Here is a 19,385-nt window from a genome sequence, read left to right as displayed (position 1 = left end):
GCGCAACGCCCATCGCTTGACGTTGCATTCACCTGCGAGAGAGAGTTTGCCCCTATGCGATTTTTGGTTTCTTGATTTTGCTCAATAACAATGCCGTTTTAGGGGACCAACGCAGATAGAATAATTTAATTTTACAGCCATTTACTGCGGTGTAACCACCAGGCAACACCACCAATCATAACCACCAACATAATGCAGAACAGGCTGAAGCCAAACGCCCAGCCACCTCCCGGAATTCCCCCGAGGTTAACGCCAAACAGCCCGGTTAAAAATGTACTGGGTAAAAACACCATTGCCATCAGCGACATGGTGTATGTTCGCCGGTTTAGCGACTCCTGCGTGACCTGGGTAATCTCATCGGTCATCACCGCCGTGCGGGCGATACAGGAGTCAATTTCGTCCAGTCCTCTCCCCAGCCTGTCGGCAATGTCCTGCATGCGGCGGCGCTGATCGTCGTTCATCCAGCTAAGCCGTTCGCTGGACAGGCGAGCGTAAACATCCCGCTGCGGAGACATGTAGCGACGCATCACGATAAGCTGTTTACGCAACAGCGCCAAAGCCCCGCGAGGCGGTACCTGCTGGTCGAGCAAATTGTCTTCCAGGTCGATGATTTTGTCGTGCATTTGCTCAATAAATTCACTGGCGTGATCGGTGAGCGCATCACAGGCATCCACCAGCCAGCTGCCGCAGTCGGTCGGGCCGGTGCCTTCATTCAGATCGTTAACCACATCGTCCAGCGCCAGCACCTGCCGCCTGCGGGTTGAAACAATGAGCCGTTCATCGATGTAAAGCCGCACGGCCACCAGTTGGTCCGGACGTTCGTCGGTACTGCCGTTGATGCAGCGCAGGGTAATCAGCGTGCCGTCACCGACACGAGAAACGCGTGGACGCATGCTCTCACCGGCTAATGCGTCTCTGACATAGTTGGGCAACAGCGGCGTGTTGGCCAGCCAGTCCGCGCTGTCGGCGTTGGTGTAATTGAGATGCAGCCAGCAGGGATGCTCGCTGTCGATGATTTCGTTGCTGTCGATGGGCTTTACGCCGCCCCTGCCGTCCAGCTGCCAGGCAAATACCGCATCCGGCACGTGCAGCTCGCTGCCTTTAATTACATCCACTGCGCAATCCTCAAGCTGAGTCAGTTCTTTCTGTCAGTCTAGTCATCTCTGATACGAAGGCAACCGCAAGCAGTTATCAAAGGCGCTGAAATTGCAGAGAAAAGCGTAAATAAACCTTAATGGCAGACGTAAAAAAACCGGGCGATGGCCCGGTTCTTATTAGCGCAACTGGCTGTCTTTCGAGCCACGGCGGTTATAGCCTGAGAACGTGGCCCGGTGCACATCTTCCGCCTGCTGGCAGTTAATACACAACCTCACGCCCTGAATCGCTTTGCGCCGTGCGTCTGGAATGCGTTCACCACACTCTTCGCAGTATTCGAGACTTTCGCCCTTCGGTAGCTCGCTGCGCGCTCTGGCAACGGCGTCGTCCACGGTACTGTCGATTTGCTCCTGAACGGCGCCGTCATTGGCCCAACCTGATGCCATCTCGTCACCTCCGCAATCGCTATGCCTGAGGTGACTATAATAGCACTTTTACCGCACAAATTTTAGCCAGCACTAATGCTTGATAATGTACATCGTCCGGCTGTAGGCCACGTCTTCCGGGTTGTTAATCGGGTAACCTTTCAGCCACGGTTTGATCAGGCGACCATTGGTGTACTGATAGATAGGCGCAATAGGCGCTTTTTCCTGAATGATTTTTTCCGCTGCATTGTAATCCGTATTACGCGCTTTATCGGTGGTTTCCAACGCAGCCTGGGACAGCAGCTTGTCGTATTCCGGAGAATTGAAGCGTGAAATATTGCCGCTGTGGGTGGAGGTGAGCAGCGACAGGAAAGTAGAAGGCTCATTGTAATCCCCTACCCATGAGGCTCGAATGACGTCGAAATTGCCGGTGTTGCGGCTGTCGATGTAGGTTTTCCACTCCTGATTTTGCAGCTTCACGTCAACGCCCAGATTTTTCTTCCACATTGACGCGACGGCAATCGCTATTTTCTGGTGGTTTTCGGAGGTGTTATACAGCAGCGTCAGCTTCAACGGTTTGGTATCGCCGTAACCTGCGGCCCGCAGCAGCATTTTCGCCTGAGCGTTCAGCTCCTGCTGACTCATCTCTTCAAACGGTGAAGGGTCCGGCTTAAAGCCTGCGGTGACGTCTGGCGTAAAGCGCCAGGCTGGTTTCTCCCCCGTACCCAGGACTTTCTCCGCCATCAGGCGGCGGTCGATAGTCATGCTCAAGGCGAGGCGAACCCGAGCATCCTCCGTAGGCCCTTTTTGCGTATTAAACGCGTAATAATAGGTGCCAAGCTGCGGCGGCGTGTAGACCTGCCCCGGAATGTCTTTCAGCAGTTTCTGGTAGAGGTTTTTCGGGAACGACTCGGTGATGTCGATATCGCCGGCCAGATAACGCTTGGTTGCCGCCGATTCCTGGTTGATCGGAATAAAGGTCACTTTAGTCAGCACCGTTTTCCCGTTATCCCAGTAATTTTTATTCGGCACCACAACCAGCTTCTCGTTCACCACGCGGTCCTGCAGCGTAAATGCGCCGTTGCCCACGAGGTTGCCAGGTTTCGTCCACTCATTACCTAATTTTTCAACGACCGCTTTAGGCGTTGGATAGAAGGCAAAGTTTGCCGCCAGGCTTGGGAAGAACGGCACGGGTTTATCAAGCTGGACGCGCAGCGTCCTGGCATCCACGGCCGTTACGCCGAGCTTATCGGCAGGCATTTTCCCGTCGATAATGGCCTGAGCGTTGGTGATACCCGCCAGCGCGGCAAACCAGGCAAAGGAAGAGGTGTTTTTCGGATCAACCAGGCGCTGCCAGCTGTAAACAAAGTCCTGCGCCGTTACCGGTGAGCCGTCGGACCAGCGGGCGTTATCCCGTAACGTAAACGTCCAGACGCGGTTGTCGTTGCTTTGCCATTTGGTCGCCACGCCGGGAACCAGTTCGCCTTTTTCGTTTTGGTTAACCAGGCCTTCAAAAAGATCGCGAATGACCTGAATTTCCGGCAGGCCGACCGCTTTGATCGGATCAAGGCTCGCGGGTTCATCTTTAATATGTCTGACCAACTCCTGACTGCTTGCAAGCTTCGTCCCTGCGGGCACATCCGCCGCCCAGGCGCTTTGCAGCATGGCGGCAACGGCCAACGCACAACAGCTAAAACTGAGGCTTTTTTTCATCTCTATCCTTCCGTGTTTTTGCATTCAGGAGATTTGTGTAAGTTACTGTAGCGTAATTTATTCTTTTGATTCCAGGAAAAAGCTCACATCTGCGGATTAAGGTGAGTTTTCCCTAAAACATTGCTATTAATGACGTTAATAGCCGTCTGACTCAGTGAGAGGAATATCATGCCCACGACCCGCCCTCGCCCCCAGCGCGGCCATTTGCCGCCGGGCTGTGAACGCTACGGAAAATCGGCATTAGGCGCGCCGCTGCTCTATTTCCCTGCAACAGCAACGGAAGAGCGCAGCGGATTGATCATTGCCGGGACTCACGGCGATGAGAACGCCGCGATGGTGGCGCTTTCCTGCGCGTTAAGGACACTCGAGCCGCAATTCAGGCGGCATCATGTGGTACTGGCGGTGAACCCGGACGGTTGCCAGTTGGGGCTGAGGGCGAACGCTCACGGCGTGGATTTAAACCGAAACTTCCCTGCAGCAAACTGGAAAGAAGGCGACACGGTTTACCGCTGGAACAGCAGCGCAGATAAACGAGACGTGGTGCTTTCTACCGGGCAAACGCCGGGTTCCGAACCGGAAACTACCGCGCTGTGCCAGCTTATTCATCAGCTGCAGCCCGCCTGGGTAGTCTCTTTTCACGATCCGCTGGGCTGTATTGAAGATCCGCACAGTTCAGCCCTGGGACATTGGCTGGCAGAAGCCTTTGCGCTCCCACTGGTGACCAGCGTCGGGTATGAAACGCCGGGGTCATTCGGTAGCTGGTGTGCTGATTTAGGCCTGCCGTGCATTACGGCTGAATTCCCGCCAATTTCCGCAGATGAGGCCAGCGAGCGCTACCTGCGGGCGATGACCGACCTTTTGCACTGGCACAGGTAAACATTAGGGATAAAGTTTTCCTGTCTCAAAATGCAGCGATGGCTCCACGTCTACGGCAAGCCAGGTGGGGCCATCGAGATCGGCAAAGCGTACCTTAGCCGCCAGCGGTAAAGCGGCGGCAATCGCGCGTGACGTGCAGAGCATACAGCCAAGCATGACGTCAAATCCCTGCTCCCGCGCAGCGTTGGCTAACAGTAATGCCTCTGTCAGGCCGCCGGTTTTATCGAGCTTAACGTTCACCATCTCGTAACGCCCGGCAAGTGCAGGCAGGCTGCTACGCGTGTGGCAGCTTTCGTCGGCGCAAATCGGCAGCGGGTGGATAAAATTGGCCAGGGCGCTGTCGTCCCCGGCGGGAAGCGGCTGCTCCAGCATCGCCACGTTGAGGTCTGCCAGCAGCTGGCAGCGCGCGGCCAGACCATCGCTGCGCCAGGACTCGTTGGCATCCACAATCAAAATGGCTTCCGGTACCGCTGCCCTGATGGCAACCATGCGCTCGGTAATAAGACGATCGTCAAGTTTGACCTTAAGCAGGCGTGCGCCCTTCTCCCACAGCAAAGCCGCTGAAGCGGCCATCTGTTCCGGGGCGGCAATCGTGACCGTTTGAGCCGTGGTCACCATCTCCGGTAGTTCGACCGCATTCAGGGCTGATATCGTCGTGTGTTTCAGGCGGGCTTCCAGGTCCCAAAGCGCGCTATCAATGGCGTTCCGCGCTGCCCCAGGCGGAAGCGCCTGCTGTAATTCAGCACGCGTCAGCCCACGTTCAAGCTGCGGCAAGAGGGTTGTGATCTGGGCAAGCACTGAGGCATCGCTTTCGCCATAGCGTGGGTATGGCGTGCATTCGCCGACGCCTTTCACGCCGTCCTCTTCCAGCTCAACCACCACGACAACCGCTTCGCTGCGCGTTCCCCTTGATATAACAAATGGCGTATGGAGCGGCCATGCTTCCTGGTAAACTTTCACTGTTCTCATCGTCAGCCTCCCCTGGGTTATCGCCTGAGTATAGCGAGCCCACGCTTTTACGTGCACTTTCAGTTTTTTATGTTCATCACGGATTTCCTGGAATACACTGTCCCGGGCGTTAATTTTATGTAAAAGGAAGATTAAACATGTCACAAACCGTTCATTTCCAGGGCAACCCGGTCAAGGTTGCAGGTCAGATCCCACAGACGGGCAGCAAAGCCGCCGCCTTCTCTCTGGTCGCGAAAGATCTTTCTGACGTTGCGCTGAGCCAGTTTGCCGGCAAACGTAAAGTGCTGAATATTTTCCCAAGCATCGACACCGGCGTATGTGCCGCGTCCGTGCGCAAATTCAACCAGCTGGCTACCGAGCTGGATAACACCGTTGTGCTGTGTATTTCTGCCGACCTGCCGTTCGCTCAGTCCCGTTTCTGCGGTGCTGAAGGCCTGAACAACGTTGTCACCCTGTCCACCCTGCGTAACCCTGAGTTCCAGCAGACTTACGGCGTCAGCATTGCCGAAGGCGCGCTGAAAGGCCTGACCGCCCGTGCGGTAGTGGTTATCAATGAAAACGATGAAGTGATCTTCAGCGAGCTGGTGAATGAAATCACCACCGAGCCGGACTACGCTGCGGCACTGGAAGTGCTGAAGGCTTAAGACTCAAGCCTGTATGAAAAGAAAACCCCGGCTTGCCGGGGTTTTTTATTTTTACTCTTCGCTTTTCTTCTGGCTCAGACCATATTCGCGCAGCTTGTTGGCGATCGCGGTATGGGAAACACCTAACCGTTTTGCCAGCTTACGCGTGCTTGGATAACTCCGGTAAAGCTGCGTTAATACCGAGCGTTCAAAGCGACTGGTAATATCGTCCAGCGAGCCTTCCATCGCCTCTTCCCCCACCGCCAGGCTGGCCGAGTCAAAGTCCGGCAGCAGGATGTCCTGCGGACGCAGCTCGTAGCCTTCCAGCTGGGTTAAAGCACGGTAAATGGCGTTTTTGAGCTGGCGAACGTTACCTGGCCAGCCGTAGCGGGTCAGCACGCTGCTTAAATCGTGAGACAGCTTAGGCCGCGGCACGCCCTGCTCGTCGGCAAAGCGCGCCACGAACAGTTCGGTCAGCGGCATGATGTCCTGCGGGCGATCGCGCAGCGGCGGCAAATTCAGGGTCAGCACGTTGAGACGATAATAGAGATCCTCACGGAACTCGCCTTTCTGCACCAGCTCCACCAGGTTTTTTTGCGTCGCGCAAATTACGCGAACATCGACATGCACCTCGTGTTCTTCGCCTACGCGACGGAAAGTGCCGTCGTTCAGGAAGCGCAGCAGCTTGGTTTGCATGCGCGGTGACATTTCGCCGATTTCATCCAGCAGAACCGAGCCGCCGTTAGCCTGCTCGAAGAAGCCTTTTTTACCTTCGACGGCGTTGGCATAGGCTCCGGCCGCATGACCAAACAGTTCGCTTTCGATAACGTCATCCGGGATAGATCCGCAGTTCAGCGCCAGATAAGGCTTCTGCGCTCGCGGGCTGCTCAGGTGGCAGGCGTTGGCCAGAAGGTCTTTGCCTGTACCGGTGTCACCCACAATCAGCAGTGGGGCATTCAGCAGCGACAGTTTGCGAGCCTGCTCAACCACGTGACGCATTTTCGGGCTGACGGCAACAATCTGGTCAAAGGCGCTGAAATCGCTGCTGGAGAGGTTCTGCAGCTGGCGCCCCATGCGAACGGTAGAGCGTAGCATCACCACCGCGCCAACCAGCAGCGGCTGTTTATCTTCACCATCCAGGTGAACCGGCGTGATTTCCAGCAGGAAATTTTGCCCGTGGATCACGACATGTTCGGTATGCGAGTCGTGCGGTTCGCTCTCCAGCCAACGGGTGAAGTTAAAACCGTTAATCAGCGTACCCGCATTATGATTACGCAGGCGGTCTTCGCTCTGCCCGAACAGCGTGCAGCTCGCCGGGTTCGCCAGTTCAACTTTGCTACGCATATCCAGCGACAGCACCGGCTCCGGCAGCGCCTCAAGCAGTGCGCTCAGGGCACGATGCTCGCGCTCGGACGGCATCCACGGTACTTTGCGCACGTCGGTAACGTCGGGGATACGGCGAATTTCAGCCATCAGGCTGCTGAAGGATTCAAAATCAAGGGAGGAAAAATTAAGGTAAATACGCCCAATCGGGTCAATTTCGATACCGCGCAAATCAATGCCGCGCAGCACTAACAGATCGAGCAGTTCGCGAGTGAGACCAAGGCGGTCCTGACAAAAGACTTCCAGACGCATGCAGGTGACCTTATTTTACGGTAAACGGCCTATATGCCCCTCAGCCGAGCTGAAGGACCTCATAGAGTTGGGAAGATGATAACCCAGTTAGCCGTTAGCAAGAAGAGACCTGTCATGAAATGTTGACACCAAAAGGCAAACCATTGGTCAACGTGGCAATTATTTTTACGCCTGAGTGTAAACGCATAAAGGCAGCTAAGGCCGCCCTTATGCGCTCGCCTTATCCAGCCGTTTTATCTTTCCCGGAGGCCAGGGTTTCTTTGAGCTGGACCAGAAGCTGTTTGCGGAAATCGCCCAGCCGGGGTTTGTCACCCTCCAGCCACGGCAGCGGACGGCACAGTTCCATGGCCTTGATCCCCAAACGCGCGGTCAGCAACCCGGCTCCTATGCCCTGCGCGGCACGGGCCGAAAGCCGGGCGGCGATATCCTGCGACATCCAGTCCATACCGACTTCACGCACCAGCTCGCTGGCCCCGGCAAAAGCGATATTCAGCAACACCAGGCGGAACAGGCGAATGCGGCTAAAGTAGCCCAGCTCAATGCCGTACAGCGTGGCAATGCGGTTAATCAGGCGCAGGTTGCGCCAGGCAATAAACGCCATGTCTACCAGCGCCAGCGGGCTGACGGCAATCATCAGCGTAGATTCGGCGGCCGAACGGCTGATTTCACGCCGGGCCTGCGCGTCCAGTACCGGCTGAACAAGCTGAGCATAAAGCGCCACGACTTCCCGGTCGTTGTGGGTTTCGTGAATGGAAGCGTACCAGCGCTGCAGTGCCGGATGGCCTTTATCCAGCCCGGCCTGGCTGGCTAATTTTTCGCAGAACGCTCGCCCTTTCCCGGTGCCGTGGCTGGCAAGCAGCTCCCGGGCCTCGTCGCGCTCTTCTGCACGCTGGCGCAAACGCCACAACCGCCGCCATTCGCTGGCAATCGAGCCGACACCAGCCGCGACGATAAGCCCCCCGGCTACGCCGCCGCCTAGCGCGATCCAGTCCTGAGTCACAAAAGCGTTGTGGGTCCACTGCACGCCCTGCGCCACGACGCTGACGCCAAACAGCGCCAGCCCGGCAGTCACCATTTTGCGCCACAGGCTGCGTTTCGGCCTTAAAGCAGCCTCAATAACCGCCTCAGCCTGCCCTTCTTCTTCGGCAAGCGTTTCAGTGCTGGTTGCGACGGGCGTAAACTTTTGAGCTTCTGGTTCACTGAAAGCATGAGCCGCTTTCCAGTCCTGCTCTTTTTCCACGTCCAGCGGCTGCGCAAAATCGATGCGCGGTTTAATAGGATCGCTCATCGCAATTTATCTCCAATCAAGAATTCCAGCGCCGAGTCCAGTCGAATGTGCGGCAGCGGACGGTCAACGTCCATCACCTGCGGGCGGAATTGTTCAAACTGAAAACCCTGGTTCTGCCAGAAAGCATTGCCGGGCAGGCGCGAAGGGACTTCACCCGGATAGACCGTCAGCGGTTCACCATCGCTAAGGCGGTTGCCGCGCAGCGCCGGAATTTGCTCGCCCTGAACTTCAACCATGCCGCTTTGCGTCGCCTGAACGGAAGCCAGCCCCATGCAGTCCATAGTGATACCTTCGAAGGCCGCATTTTGCCAGGCGTCCTGCACCAGCTGCTGCAGCAGAGAGACCATGTTGGCGTGCTGATCGACAGTAACGTGATCGGCTTTGGTCGCGGCAAACAGCAGCTTATCGATAACCGGTGAAAACAGGCGTCGGAACAGCGTACGCTGCCCGTAATGGAAGCTTTGCATTAGCTGGGTTAACGCCAGCCGCATGTCGTTAAACGCCTGCGGCCCGCTGTTAAGCGGCTGCAGGCAGTCCACCAGCACGATCTGCCGGTCGAAGCGCAGGAAGTGATTCTTATAGAACCCTTTCACCACCTTTTCACAGTAGTAGTCAAAACGCGCGCGCAGCATGCCGATGTTGCTGTTTTTATCCGCCTGCGCGAGTTTCGACTCGCCGTAATCGTCGACGTCCGGCCACGGGAAGAACTGCAGGGCCGGAGCTCCGGCCATATCTCCGGGCAGGACAAAACGCCCCGGCTGAATAAAGTGCAGCCCTTCTTTTTTGCAGCGCATCAGGTAGTCGGTCCACGCCTCAGAGATAGCGGCGAGGCGGTTTTCATCGGCGGGCGCAAGAGGATCGAGCCCTTCACAAAGTCGACGCCATTGTGCAGACCATTCGGCACGCTGCCCCTGCAGCAGGCCGGTCATCTGACGTGACCAGCTCAGGTAATCCTGGGCCAGCATGGGCAGGTCGAGCAGCCATTCCCCCGGATAATCCACGATTTCCAGGTACAGCGTTGAGGTGTCTTTGAAGTGGCGTAACAGAGAGTCATTGGAACGGTAGCGCAGCGCCAGGCGCATTTCGCTCACGCCGCGAGTCGGCGTCGGCCAGGCCGGCGGCGTCCCAAAAAGCTGCGCCATGCCTTCATCATAGGTGAAACGCTGAATGCCCAGGTCACGCTGGGGGACGCGCTTAATGCCCAGCAGTCGCTCTTCACGCGCGGCGCTAAGCATCGGCAGGCGTGCGCCGGTATGAATACCCAGCAGCTGGTTGACCATCGCAGTGATAAACGCCGTTTTACCACTGCGGCTCAGCCCGGTCACCGCCAGGCGTAAATGACGATCGACGCCCCGGTTCACCAGGGCGTTAAGTTCATTTTTGATTCGGTTCATAAGCGTCCTGATTGCCTTCCGTTTCGGGAAATACCTTCATTGATAATATCAAATGGGGCGAAATGCCACGAATCAAAGCGTTATGGCGAGAATTCTTACCGTTGTAGGAGGCTATTTTGCCATGCGGCGGTCGTAACGATCGGAAACGTTACGCAGGATGCGGGTCAGTAACGGCTCCAGCACCACGGCCAACACCATTTTAAGCGGACGACGGGCAACGGATTTTATTGCCCACGCGGCAAAACCGGCCGGGCCGAATCGCAGTGCGGCAAGCAGAGCCAGCTTACCGGCGAGTTTCAGGCCAGGTTTGGCTTTTTGAGAGACGGACTGAAACTTAGTCATGTTGACTCCTCACAACGGCGGGATTACTCCCGCCTGATTTCGAATTAAAGCTGACGAAAACGACTGCGAAGCGTGAAGGTATCAGAGGTGATGTAACGTTCCATAGAACGCAAACGTTGTTCACCCGCTGCCAGCTCCGCATCCACCTCGTTAAGCAAATCACGGCTGGTGGGCTGGGCGTTTTTTTCATCTGCGCCGTAGGGCATCGGATCCAGAACAAAAGTCATCACGATGTAGGCCACCAGCACAAAAAACGACAGGCCAAAAAATATCGATAAAATCGCAATGGCGCGGACCAGCTTTACCGGGACATCAAGATACTGCGCAATGCCCGCGCAAACCCCTTTCACCATCCCTTTCTCAGGGATGCGCCACAGCTTACGACCGGAAAATGAATTGACCATTAGTTGTTTCTCCAGTTCGGGTGTTCGGCATCAAGGATCTGTTCCAGAGACTGAATACGCTCCCGCATCTGTCGCGCCTCATCGGTCAACTGGGCGAGGCGCTGCTGTTCACTCTGTGAAAGCTGCTCCCCGTTAGGACGGTTGCTGTAGTGAAGCCACAGCCAAATCGGCGCCACAAACAGCACAAAGATGGTCAGCGGGATAGCAAGAAAAAGCGCGGTCATGTGTACTCCTTACCGTTCAGGCTTGATTCGCGGTACGCCCTGCGCACCGCGGCCTGGATTATTATTGACGATCCTGGTTCATTTTTGCTTTCAGCGCCGCTATCTGAGCGCTGATTTCATCATCGGCTTTCAGTTCGGCAAACTGGGTGTCCAGCGATTTTTGTTTGCCAAACCCGTGGCTTTCCGCCTCGGACTCCATCTGGTCGATGCGGCGTTCGAAAGATTCGAAACGCGCCATGGCTTCGTCCAGTTTACCGCTGTCCAACTGGCGGCGAACGTCGCGTGAAGAAGACGCAGCCTGATGACGCAGGGTCAGTGCCTGCTGGCGAGCACGCGTTTCGCTCAGTTTGTTTTCCAGCTCACCAATTTCTTTCTTCATGCGCGCCAGGGTTTCATCCACGTGAACCACTTCATTTTCCAGCGTCACAATCAGGTCGGTCAGCTTCTGTTTTTCAATCAGCGCGGCACGAGCCAGATCTTCTTTTTCTTTACGCAGCGCCAGCTCGGCTTTTTCCTGCCATTCGGCCTGCTGCGCGGTAGCTTGTTCAACGCGGCGGCTCAGCTGTTTCTTCTCGGCCAGCGCGCGAGCTGAAGTAGAGCGAACTTCCACCAGCGTGTCTTCCATTTCCTGAATCATCAGGCGCACCAGCTTCTGCGGATCTTCCGCTTTCTCCAGCAGGGAGTTGATGTTCGCATTCACGATGTCGGCAAAACGAGAAAAAATACCCATAATTCAATCCTCTTAGTCATTATCTCAGGTGCCAGGCACTCTGCTCTGGCAAGATATTGCAGCATCCGTGCCAACTTTTTATTTCATTGATTAATAAGGATTCATGCAAATTTGACGTCAATATAAAAACCGCTATATTGGTTAAATTAACTAACTATTAGGGAATTTAACCATGTCAGAAAACAAGGACAGCCTCATTGGAGAGGCCAATAGCTTCCTTGAGGTCATGGAGCAGGTTTCCCGCCTGGCCCCGCTGAACAAACCCGTGCTGGTCATCGGCGAACGTGGTACCGGGAAAGAGCTGATAGCCAACCGCCTGCACTTCCTGTCACAGCGCTGGCAGGGGCCATTTATCTCCCTTAACTGCGCGGCGCTGAACGAAAACCTGCTCGACAGCGAGCTGTTTGGCCATGAAGCCGGCGCATTTACCGGCGCGCAGAAGCGGCATCAGGGGCGTTTCGAACGCGCGGAAGGCGGTACCCTGTTCCTTGATGAGTTGGCCACGGCCCCGATGCTGGTGCAGGAAAAACTGCTGCGCGTGGTGGAATACGGCGAACTCGAACGCGTTGGCGGCAGCCAGCCGCTGCAGGTGAATACTCGCCTGGTCTGCGCCACCAATGCCGATTTGCCGGAGCTTGCCGAACAGGGGAAATTCCGCGCCGACCTGCTCGACAGGCTGGCGTTTGACGTAGTGATGCTTCCGCCCCTGCGTGAACGGCGCTCTGATATCCTGCTGCTGGCCGATCACTTTGCGATTCAAATGTGCCGGGAAATAAATCTGCCGCTGTTCCCCGGCTTTACCGGGAGGGCCTGCGAGACGCTGCTTAACTATGGCTGGCCGGGTAATATTCGCGAGCTAAAAAACGTGGTCGAGCGCTCGGTGTACCGCCACGGCTCCAGCGATGAAGCGCTGGATAACATTATCCTTAACCCTTTCACCCATAAACCCGCCCCGCTCCATCAGGCCAGAAAAGAGACTCCGGCGAGTATGCCCGGCCTGCCGCTCGATCTGCGAAGCTGGCAGAACGAGCAGGAGAAAAACCTGCTGGAACAAAGTCTGAAGCAGGCGGCTTTTAACCAGCGTCGGGCTGCAGAACTGCTGGGCGTGAGTTATCATCAGCTACGAGCGATGCTGAAAAAGCATCAGTTAAGCAGCCTGACGCCGGACTGAACGGCGTTTTTTTCATCGCCCTGCGCAGAAAATTGCCGATCGTCACCAGTTATTTTGGGGAGAAGGCAAGAGTGCGATACACTTTGCCTATCACCTGAGATAACTCAAAAACTTATGCGCGGAATGCTCTCCTCCCTGTTACTGGGTTTATGCTGCCTGAGCGGCGCGGCGCGTGCCGCAGCGCCCGCTGAAAAACCGGCAGATATTCGCCGTAGCGGGTTCGTTTATTGCGTCAACGGGCAGGTCAATACCTTTAACCCGCAGATGACCAGCGGCGGCCTGACCGTTGATACGCTGGCGGCGCAGCTTTACGATCGTCTGCTGGACGTTGACCCCTATACCTACCGTCTGGTACCTGAGCTGGCGGAAAGCTGGGAAGTGCTGGATAACGGCGCGACCTATCGCTTCCACCTGCGCCGCAATGTCCAGTTCCAGACCACCGCATGGTTTAAGCCCACCCGCACGTTAAACGCCGATGATGTGGTGTTTACCTTCGAGCGTATTTTCGACCGCCACCACCCGTGGCATAACGTTAACGGCGGCAGCTACCCTTATTTCGACAGCCTCCAGTTCCCGGAAACGGTGAAAAGCGTTCGCAAGCTGGATGACAATACCGTTGAATTCCGTCTCAATAAGCCGGACGCCTCCTTCCTCTGGCATCTGGCGACGCATTACGCCTCGGTGATGTCCGCCGAATATGCCACGCAGTTGACCAAAGCCGATCGTCAGGAACTGATGGACAGGCAGCCGGTCGGCACAGGCCCGTTCCTGCTGAGCGAATACCGCGCGGGCCAGTACATTCGCCTGGCGCGCAACCAGCACTTCTGGCGTGGCGTCCCGCTGATGCCGCAGGTAGTGGTAGACCTTGGCTCCGGCGGCACGGGGCGACTTTCCAAACTGCTGACCGGCGAATGCGACGTGCTGGCCTGGCCTGCGGCAAGCCAGTTGACTATCCTGCGTGACGATCCGCGTTTACGCCTGACGCTGCGCCCCGGCATGAACATCGCTTACCTGGCATTTAACACCAATAAGCCGCCGCTGAATAACCCGGCCGTGCGTCATGCCCTCGCGTTGGCGATCAATAACCAGCGCCTGATGCAGTCTATTTATTACGGTACCGCCGAAACCGCCGCGTCGATTCTGCCTCGCGCTTCCTGGGCCTACGATAACGACGCAAAAATCACCGAATACAATCCGGCTAAGGCCCGCGAGCAGCTTAAAGCGCTGGGCGTGAATAACCTCGAGCTGCGCCTGTGGGTGCCAACCAGCTCTCAGGCCTGGAACCCAAGCCCGCTGAAAACCGCCGAGCTTATTCAGGCCGATATGGCGCAGATTGGCGTGAAGGTAATGATCGTACCTATGGAAGGCCGTTTCCAGGAAGCCCGGCTGATGGACATGAACCACGATCTGACGCTTGCCGGCTGGGCAACGGACAGTAACGATCCGGACAGCTTTTTCCGCCCGATGTTGAGCTGCGCGGCAATTGGCTCACAAACCAACTATGCGCGCTGGTGTAACCCGCAGTTCGACAGCGTGCTGCAAAAAGCGCTTTCTTCTCAGCAGCTTTCCGCCCGAATTGAAGCCTATAACGAAGCGCAGGATATTTTGTCTGCCGAGCTGCCGGTGCTGCCGCTGGCCTCGTCGTTAAGGCTGCAGGCCTACCGCTATGATATGAAAGGCCTGGTGCTGAGTCCGTTCGGCAACGCCTCGTTTGCGGGCGTATCCAGGGAAAATGAAGAGGCGAAAAAATAATGATTATCTTTACGTTACGCCGCCTCTTGCTGCTGCTGATCACCCTGCTGTTCCTGGCGATGGTCGGATTTAGCCTCAACTATTTCACCCCGCACGCGCCGCTGCAGGGCGCCTCGATGTGGAACGCCTGGGTGTTCTGGTTTGAAAGCCTGCTGCACTGGGACTTTGGCGTCTCCAGCATTAACGGTCAGTCGATTAATGAACAATTACGCGATGTATTCCCGGCGACCATGGAGCTGTGCATTCTGGCCTTTGGCCTGGCGCTGCTGATTGGCATTCCTGTCGGTATGCTGGCGGGCATCATGCGCAACAAGTGGCAGGATAAGCTGATCAGCGCCCTGGCGCTGGTGGGCTTTTCGATTCCTGTGTTCTGGCTGGCGCTACTGCTGACGCTGTTCTTCTCGCTGACGCTGGGCTGGTTCCCTGTCTCAGGTCGCTTTGATTTACTCTACGAGGTGAAGTCCGTCACCGGCTTTGCGCTGGTGGATGCGTGGCTCTCTGATTCCCCTTACCGCAGCGAAATGATCGTCAGCGCCCTGCGCCATATGGTGCTCCCGGTCGCCGCGCTGGCCGTCGCCCCGACCACCGAAGTTATTCGCCTGATGCGCATCAGCACCATCGAAGTGTTCGATCAGAACTACGTCAAAGCGGCCGCCACGCGTGGGCTTTCTCGCTTTACTATTTTGCATCGCCACGTGCTGCACAACGCGCTGCCGCCGGTGATCCCTCGTCTGGGCCTGCAGTTTTCAACCATGCTAACGCTGGCGATGATCACCGAAGTGGTCTTTAGCTGGCCGGGCCTGGGCCGCTGGCTGATTAACGCCATTCGCCAGCAGGATTACATGGCGATTTCCGCCGGGGTGATGGTGATTGGGTCGCTGGTCATTATTGTTAACGTGATCTCCGATATTTTGGGCGCTATGGCCAACCCACTGAAGCATAAGGAATGGTATGCCTTACGATAGCGTCTACCGCGAAAAGCGACCGCCCAGTACGCTGCGCCTGACGTGGCGAAAATTCTATGGCGATACCACCGCGATGATTGGCCTCTATGGCTGCGGCGGGCTGGTGTTGCTGTGCCTGTTCGGCAGCCTTTTTGCCCCTTATCAAATCGACCAGCAGTTTCTGGGCTATCAGCTTCTGCCGCCTTCCTGGTCCCGCTACGGCGAGGTGTCGTTCTTCCTAGGTACCGACGATCTCGGTCGTGACGTGCTGAGCCGCCTGCTGAGCGGCGCTGCCCCAACGGTGGGAGGCGCGTTTGTCGTCACGCTTGCGGCGACAATTTGCGGCATCGTGCTCGGCGTGATTGCCGGGTCGACCCACGGCCTGCGTTCGGCGGTGCTGAACCATATTCTCGATACGCTGCTGTCGATCCCTTCGCTGCTGCTGGCGATTATTGTTGTGGCTTTTGCCGGCCCGCATCTCAGCCATGCGATGTTTGCCGTCTGGCTGGCGCTGCTGCCGCGAATGGTGCGTTCGGTCTACAGCGCGGTGCACGATGAACTGGAGAAAGAGTACGTGGTCGCCGCCCGCCTTGACGGCGCCTCTACGCTGAATATTCTCTGGTTTGCCGTCATGCCCAATATCACCGCCACGCTGGTAACGGAAATTACGCGAGCGCTGTCTATGGCGATTCTGGACATTGCCGCACTCGGTTTTCTCGATCTTGGCGCGCAGCTGCCTTCCCCGGAATGGGGCGCTATGCTTGGCGATGCGCTGGAGCTGATTTACGTTGCGCCCTGGACGGTTATGCTGCCGGGTGCCGCAATCATGATAAGCGTCCTGCTGGTTAACCTGCTTGGCGACGGCCTGCGCCGCGCGATTAATGCGGGGGTGCAATAATGCCGTTACTTGATATCCGCAATCTGACCATCGAATTTATGACGTCCGAAGGCTGGGTGAAAGCCGTTGACCGCATCAGCATGACGCTTGGCGAAGGCGAAATTCGCGGCCTGGTCGGCGAGTCTGGCTCGGGGAAAAGCCTGATCGCCAAAGCTATCTGTGGCGTTACCAAAGATAACTGGCGGGTCACCGCCGACCGCATGCGCTTTGACGATATCGACCTGCTGCGGCTCTCGCCGCGTGAACGCCGCCGTCTCGTCGGCCACAACGTGTCGATGATTTTCCAGGAGCCGCAATCCTGTCTGGATCCTTCTGAACGAATTGGTCGACAGCTGACCCAGAACATTCCCGGCTGGACTTATAAAGGCCGCTGGTGGCAGCGCTTTGGCTGGCGTAAACGCCGGGCCATTGAACTGCTGCACCGCGTGGGGATTAAAGATCATAAAGACGCCATGAGCAGCTATCCGTACGAGCTGACGGAAGGCGAATGCCAGAAGGTGATGATCGCCATCGCGCTGGCAAACCAGCCGCGCCTGCTCATTGCGGATGAGCCCACCAACGCCATGGAGCCGACCACTCAGTCGCAGATCTTCCGTTTGTTAACGCGGCTCAATCAGAACAACAACACCACCATTTTACTGATTAGCCACGACCTGCAGATGCTGAGCCAGTGGGCGGATAAAATTAACGTGATGTACTGCGGGCAAACCGTGGAGAGCGCCACCAGCGAAGAGCTGGTCACAATGCCGCATCACCCGTATACCCAGGCGCTCATCCGCGCTATTCCTGATTTTGGTAGCCCGATGCCGCATAAGAGCCGCTTAAACACCATGCCGGGCGCAATTCCGCTGCTGGAGCAATTACCGATGGGCTGCCGCCTTGGGCCACGCTGCCCTTATGCCCAGCGCAAATGCATTGAAGCGCCGAGGCTCGAAGGGGCTAAAAACCACCTGTATGCCTGTCATTTCCCGCTGAATATGGAGAGTCAGTAATGGTCGAAACGCTGCTGGAAGTTCGCAATTTAAGTAAGACGTTTCGCTACCGTACCGGCCTGTTCCGCCGCCAGCATGTAGAAGCGGTCAAGCCGCTTAACTTTACGCTGCGCGAGAAACAGACGCTCGCCATTATTGGCGAAAACGGCTCGGGCAAGTCTACGCTGGCAAAAATGCTGGCAGGGATGATTGAGCCCACCACCGGCGAGCTGGTGATTGACGATCACCCTCTTCACTTCGGCGACTACTCCTGGCGCAGCCAGCGGATCCGCATGATATTTCAGGATCCGAGCACCTCGCTGAACCCGCGCCAGCGCATCTCGCAGATTCTGGACTTCCCACTGCGGCTGAATACCGAGCTTGAGTCTGAGCTGCGCCAGAAACGTATTCTGGAGACGCTGCGCATGGTCGGCCTGCTGCCGGATCACGCCAGCTACTATCCGCACATGCTGGCGCCGGGGCAAAAACAGCGTCTTGGCCTGGCCCGCGCGCTGATCCTCAGGCCGAAGGTGATTATTGCCGACGAAGCACTGGCCTCGCTGGATATGTCCATGCGCTCACAGCTGATCAACTTGATGCTTGAGCTGCAGGAAAAACAAGGAATTTCTTATATTTACGTGACCCAGCACATTGGCATGATGAAGCACATCAGCGACCAGGTGATGGTGATGCACGAAGGCGAAGTGGTGGAGCGCGGCAGCACGGCTGACGTGCTGGCCTCCCCGCTGCATGAATTGACTAAGCGGCTGATTAACAGCCACTTCGGCGAGGCTTTAACCGCTGACGCCTGGCGCAGGGATCGTTAATTTAGACGACTTCGTCACGGCCATTTTGCCCCAGCTTCCACTCGATAATTTGAGTTGCAGCCAGGCGGCAAGGGCGCAGTTTTCAGGAGCTTACTGAAGTAAGTGACTGAGAAATGGGCGTGCAGCCAACACCCCTGCAGCTCAAATTATGACGTGGAAAAGTGGTCGGATTAACGCTTGCGTGGGAGTCATGTTAGAATCGCCCGGTCTTAACGTCGGCCTGCCTGTTTTTTCACCTGCTGGCCGCAACAACAATGACTATTAAGGATTAAAGCTATGGGTTTTCTTACCGGTAAACGCATTCTGATCACTGGCGTCGCCAGTAAACTCTCCATTGCCTACGGTATCGCACAGGCGATGCATCGCGAAGGCGCCGAGCTGGCTTTCACCTACCAGAACGAAAAGCTGAAAGGCCGTGTGGAAGGTTTTGCTGCCGAGCTGGGCTCAAGCCTCGTGCTGCCATGTGACGTGGCTGAAGATGAGAGCATCGAAGCGCTGTTTACCGAACTGGCGAAAAGCTGGCCGAAATTTGACGGTTTCGTTCACTCCATCGGCTTCGCGCCTGGCGATCAGCTGGATGGCGACTATGTGAACGCCGTTACCCGTGAAGGCTTTAAAATTGCCCACGACATCAGCGCATACAGCTTTGTGGCAATGGCTAAAGTTTGCCGTGAAATGCTGAACCCAGGTTCCGCCCTGCTGACCCTGTCCTACCTGGGCGCAGAGCGTGCTATCCCTAACTACAACGTTATGGGCCTGGCAAAAGCGTCTCTGGAAGCTAACGTTCGCTACATGGCTAACGCTATGGGTCCGGAAGGCGTGCGCGTTAACGCCATCTCCGCTGGCCCAATCCGTACTCTGGCCGCTTCCGGCATCAAAGACTTCCGTAAAATGCTGGCCCACTGCGAAGCGGTTACCCCAATTCGCCGTACCGTAACCATCGAAGACGTGGGTAACTCCGCAGCCTTCCTGTGTTCTGACCTGTCTGCCGGCATCTCCGGGGAAGTGGTTCACGTTGACGGCGGCTTCAGCATCGCTGCCATGAACGAGCTGGAACTGAAAGACTAATTTCAGCTTCAGAGTGAAGCGGGCTTCGGCCCGTTT

20 protein-coding genes are annotated in these 19,385 nt (G+C 56.5%); 9 read left to right on the top strand and 11 right to left on the bottom strand.

Going from position 1 to position 19,385, the window contains the following annotated elements:
- Positions 1 to 131: 131 nt before the first annotated feature.
- The 3 genes from zntB to VGM55_RS05175 form a co-directional block, all read right to left on the bottom strand.
- Positions 132 to 1,115: a zinc transporter ZntB gene (gene zntB, locus VGM55_RS05185; RefSeq protein ID WP_331634799.1), complete on the bottom strand. Its 984-nt coding sequence runs from the start codon at positions 1,113 to 1,115 to the stop codon at positions 132 to 134.
- Positions 1,116 to 1,274: 159 nt separating this feature from the next.
- On the bottom strand, positions 1,275 to 1,541 hold the full coding sequence (locus VGM55_RS05180; protein ID WP_154186905.1) for a DksA/TraR family C4-type zinc finger protein: 267 nt from the start codon (positions 1,539 to 1,541) through the stop codon (positions 1,275 to 1,277).
- A gap of 72 nt (positions 1,542 to 1,613) precedes the next feature.
- Positions 1,614 to 3,233, bottom strand: coding sequence for a peptide ABC transporter substrate-binding protein (locus VGM55_RS05175; protein WP_331634798.1), 1,620 nt, complete (start codon positions 3,231 to 3,233; stop codon positions 1,614 to 1,616).
- Between the two features lie 168 nt (positions 3,234 to 3,401).
- Between VGM55_RS05175 and mpaA the strand changes: the two genes are divergently transcribed.
- Entirely contained in the window at positions 3,402 to 4,109 is a 708-nt protein-coding gene (mpaA, locus tag VGM55_RS05170; protein WP_331634797.1) for a murein tripeptide amidase MpaA, read from the top strand.
- 3 nt (positions 4,110 to 4,112) lie between these two features.
- Here mpaA and ycjG read toward each other — a convergent pair whose 3' ends face one another.
- Positions 4,113 to 5,078, bottom strand: coding sequence for an L-Ala-D/L-Glu epimerase (gene ycjG / locus VGM55_RS05165; protein ID WP_154186902.1), 966 nt, complete (start codon positions 5,076 to 5,078; stop codon positions 4,113 to 4,115).
- Positions 5,079 to 5,215: 137 nt separating this feature from the next.
- Here ycjG and tpx point away from each other — a divergent pair, with 137 nt between their 5' ends.
- Positions 5,216 to 5,722, top strand: coding sequence for a thiol peroxidase (tpx, locus tag VGM55_RS05160; protein ID WP_039303554.1), 507 nt, complete (start codon positions 5,216 to 5,218; stop codon positions 5,720 to 5,722).
- A gap of 51 nt (positions 5,723 to 5,773) precedes the next feature.
- Here the strand turns inward: tpx and tyrR are convergent, their stop codons facing one another.
- The 7 genes from tyrR to pspA all read right to left on the bottom strand — a co-directional run bounded on the left by tyrR (position 5,774) and on the right by pspA (position 11,718).
- Entirely contained in the window at positions 5,774 to 7,336 is a 1,563-nt protein-coding gene (tyrR, locus tag VGM55_RS05155) for a transcriptional regulator TyrR (protein ID WP_154186901.1), read from the bottom strand.
- A gap of 220 nt (positions 7,337 to 7,556) precedes the next feature.
- Positions 7,557 to 8,624, bottom strand: coding sequence for a YcjF family protein (locus tag VGM55_RS05150; RefSeq protein ID WP_331634796.1), 1,068 nt, complete (start codon positions 8,622 to 8,624; stop codon positions 7,557 to 7,559).
- Positions 8,621 to 10,018 (bottom strand): YcjX family protein, encoded by a 1,398-nt coding sequence (locus VGM55_RS05145; protein ID WP_331634795.1) that lies wholly within the window; start codon positions 10,016 to 10,018, stop codon positions 8,621 to 8,623. Before VGM55_RS05145 ends, VGM55_RS05150 begins: the two co-directional genes overlap by 4 nt.
- Positions 10,019 to 10,129: 111 nt before the next feature.
- On the bottom strand, positions 10,130 to 10,360 hold the full coding sequence (gene pspD / locus VGM55_RS05140) for a phage shock protein PspD (protein WP_096754017.1): 231 nt from the start codon (positions 10,358 to 10,360) through the stop codon (positions 10,130 to 10,132).
- A 44-nt stretch (positions 10,361 to 10,404) separates the two neighbouring features.
- Positions 10,405 to 10,764, bottom strand: a complete 360-nt coding sequence (gene pspC / locus VGM55_RS05135) for an envelope stress response membrane protein PspC (RefSeq protein WP_096754016.1) — start codon at positions 10,762 to 10,764, stop codon at positions 10,405 to 10,407.
- Complete coding sequence (gene pspB, locus VGM55_RS05130) at positions 10,764 to 10,988, bottom strand: envelope stress response membrane protein PspB (RefSeq protein ID WP_038471995.1); 225 nt, start codon at positions 10,986 to 10,988, stop codon at positions 10,764 to 10,766. Before pspB ends, pspC begins: the two co-directional genes overlap by 1 nt.
- Before the next feature lie 61 nt (positions 10,989 to 11,049).
- Positions 11,050 to 11,718, bottom strand: coding sequence for a phage shock protein PspA (gene pspA, locus VGM55_RS05125; protein ID WP_038471992.1), 669 nt, complete (start codon positions 11,716 to 11,718; stop codon positions 11,050 to 11,052).
- A 172-nt stretch (positions 11,719 to 11,890) separates the two neighbouring features.
- Between pspA and pspF the strand changes: the two genes are divergently transcribed.
- The 7 genes from pspF to fabI all read left to right on the top strand — a co-directional run bounded on the left by pspF (position 11,891) and on the right by fabI (position 19,349).
- Positions 11,891 to 12,889 (top strand): phage shock protein operon transcriptional activator, encoded by a 999-nt coding sequence (gene pspF, locus VGM55_RS05120; RefSeq protein ID WP_331634794.1) that lies wholly within the window; start codon positions 11,891 to 11,893, stop codon positions 12,887 to 12,889.
- Positions 12,890 to 13,003: 114 nt separating this feature from the next.
- The gene (sapA, locus tag VGM55_RS05115; RefSeq protein WP_154186897.1) at positions 13,004 to 14,641 is read left to right on the top strand and encodes an ABC transporter substrate-binding protein SapA; all 1,638 of its coding nucleotides are present in this window, start codon (positions 13,004 to 13,006) and stop codon (positions 14,639 to 14,641) included.
- Positions 14,641 to 15,606: a putrescine export ABC transporter permease SapB gene (sapB, locus tag VGM55_RS05110; RefSeq protein WP_154186896.1), complete on the top strand. Its 966-nt coding sequence runs from the start codon at positions 14,641 to 14,643 to the stop codon at positions 15,604 to 15,606. The genes sapA and sapB overlap by 1 nt, the downstream gene beginning before the upstream one ends.
- Complete coding sequence (gene sapC, locus VGM55_RS05105; protein WP_154186895.1) at positions 15,593 to 16,483, top strand: putrescine export ABC transporter permease SapC; 891 nt, start codon at positions 15,593 to 15,595, stop codon at positions 16,481 to 16,483. The genes sapB and sapC overlap by 14 nt, the downstream gene beginning before the upstream one ends.
- A complete protein-coding gene (sapD, locus tag VGM55_RS05100; protein WP_154186894.1) occupies positions 16,483 to 17,475 on the top strand; it encodes a putrescine export ABC transporter ATP-binding protein SapD in 993 nt (330 codons plus the stop codon). The genes sapC and sapD overlap by 1 nt, the downstream gene beginning before the upstream one ends.
- Positions 17,475 to 18,281, top strand: coding sequence for a putrescine export ABC transporter ATP-binding protein SapF (gene sapF / locus VGM55_RS05095; RefSeq protein WP_154186893.1), 807 nt, complete (start codon positions 17,475 to 17,477; stop codon positions 18,279 to 18,281). Before sapD ends, sapF begins: the two co-directional genes overlap by 1 nt.
- Positions 18,282 to 18,557: 276 nt before the next feature.
- Entirely contained in the window at positions 18,558 to 19,349 is a 792-nt protein-coding gene (gene fabI / locus VGM55_RS05090; protein WP_045782749.1) for an enoyl-ACP reductase FabI, read from the top strand.
- Positions 19,350 to 19,385: the final 36 nt, after the last annotated feature.

The sequence above is a fragment of the Cedecea sp. genome (genome assembly GCF_036500665.1).
Taxonomy (GTDB): domain Bacteria; phylum Pseudomonadota; class Gammaproteobacteria; order Enterobacterales; family Enterobacteriaceae; genus Cedecea.
The sequence above is the reverse complement of the archived record's forward strand: the minus strand, read 5'-3'. Positions and strand labels throughout refer to the sequence as shown.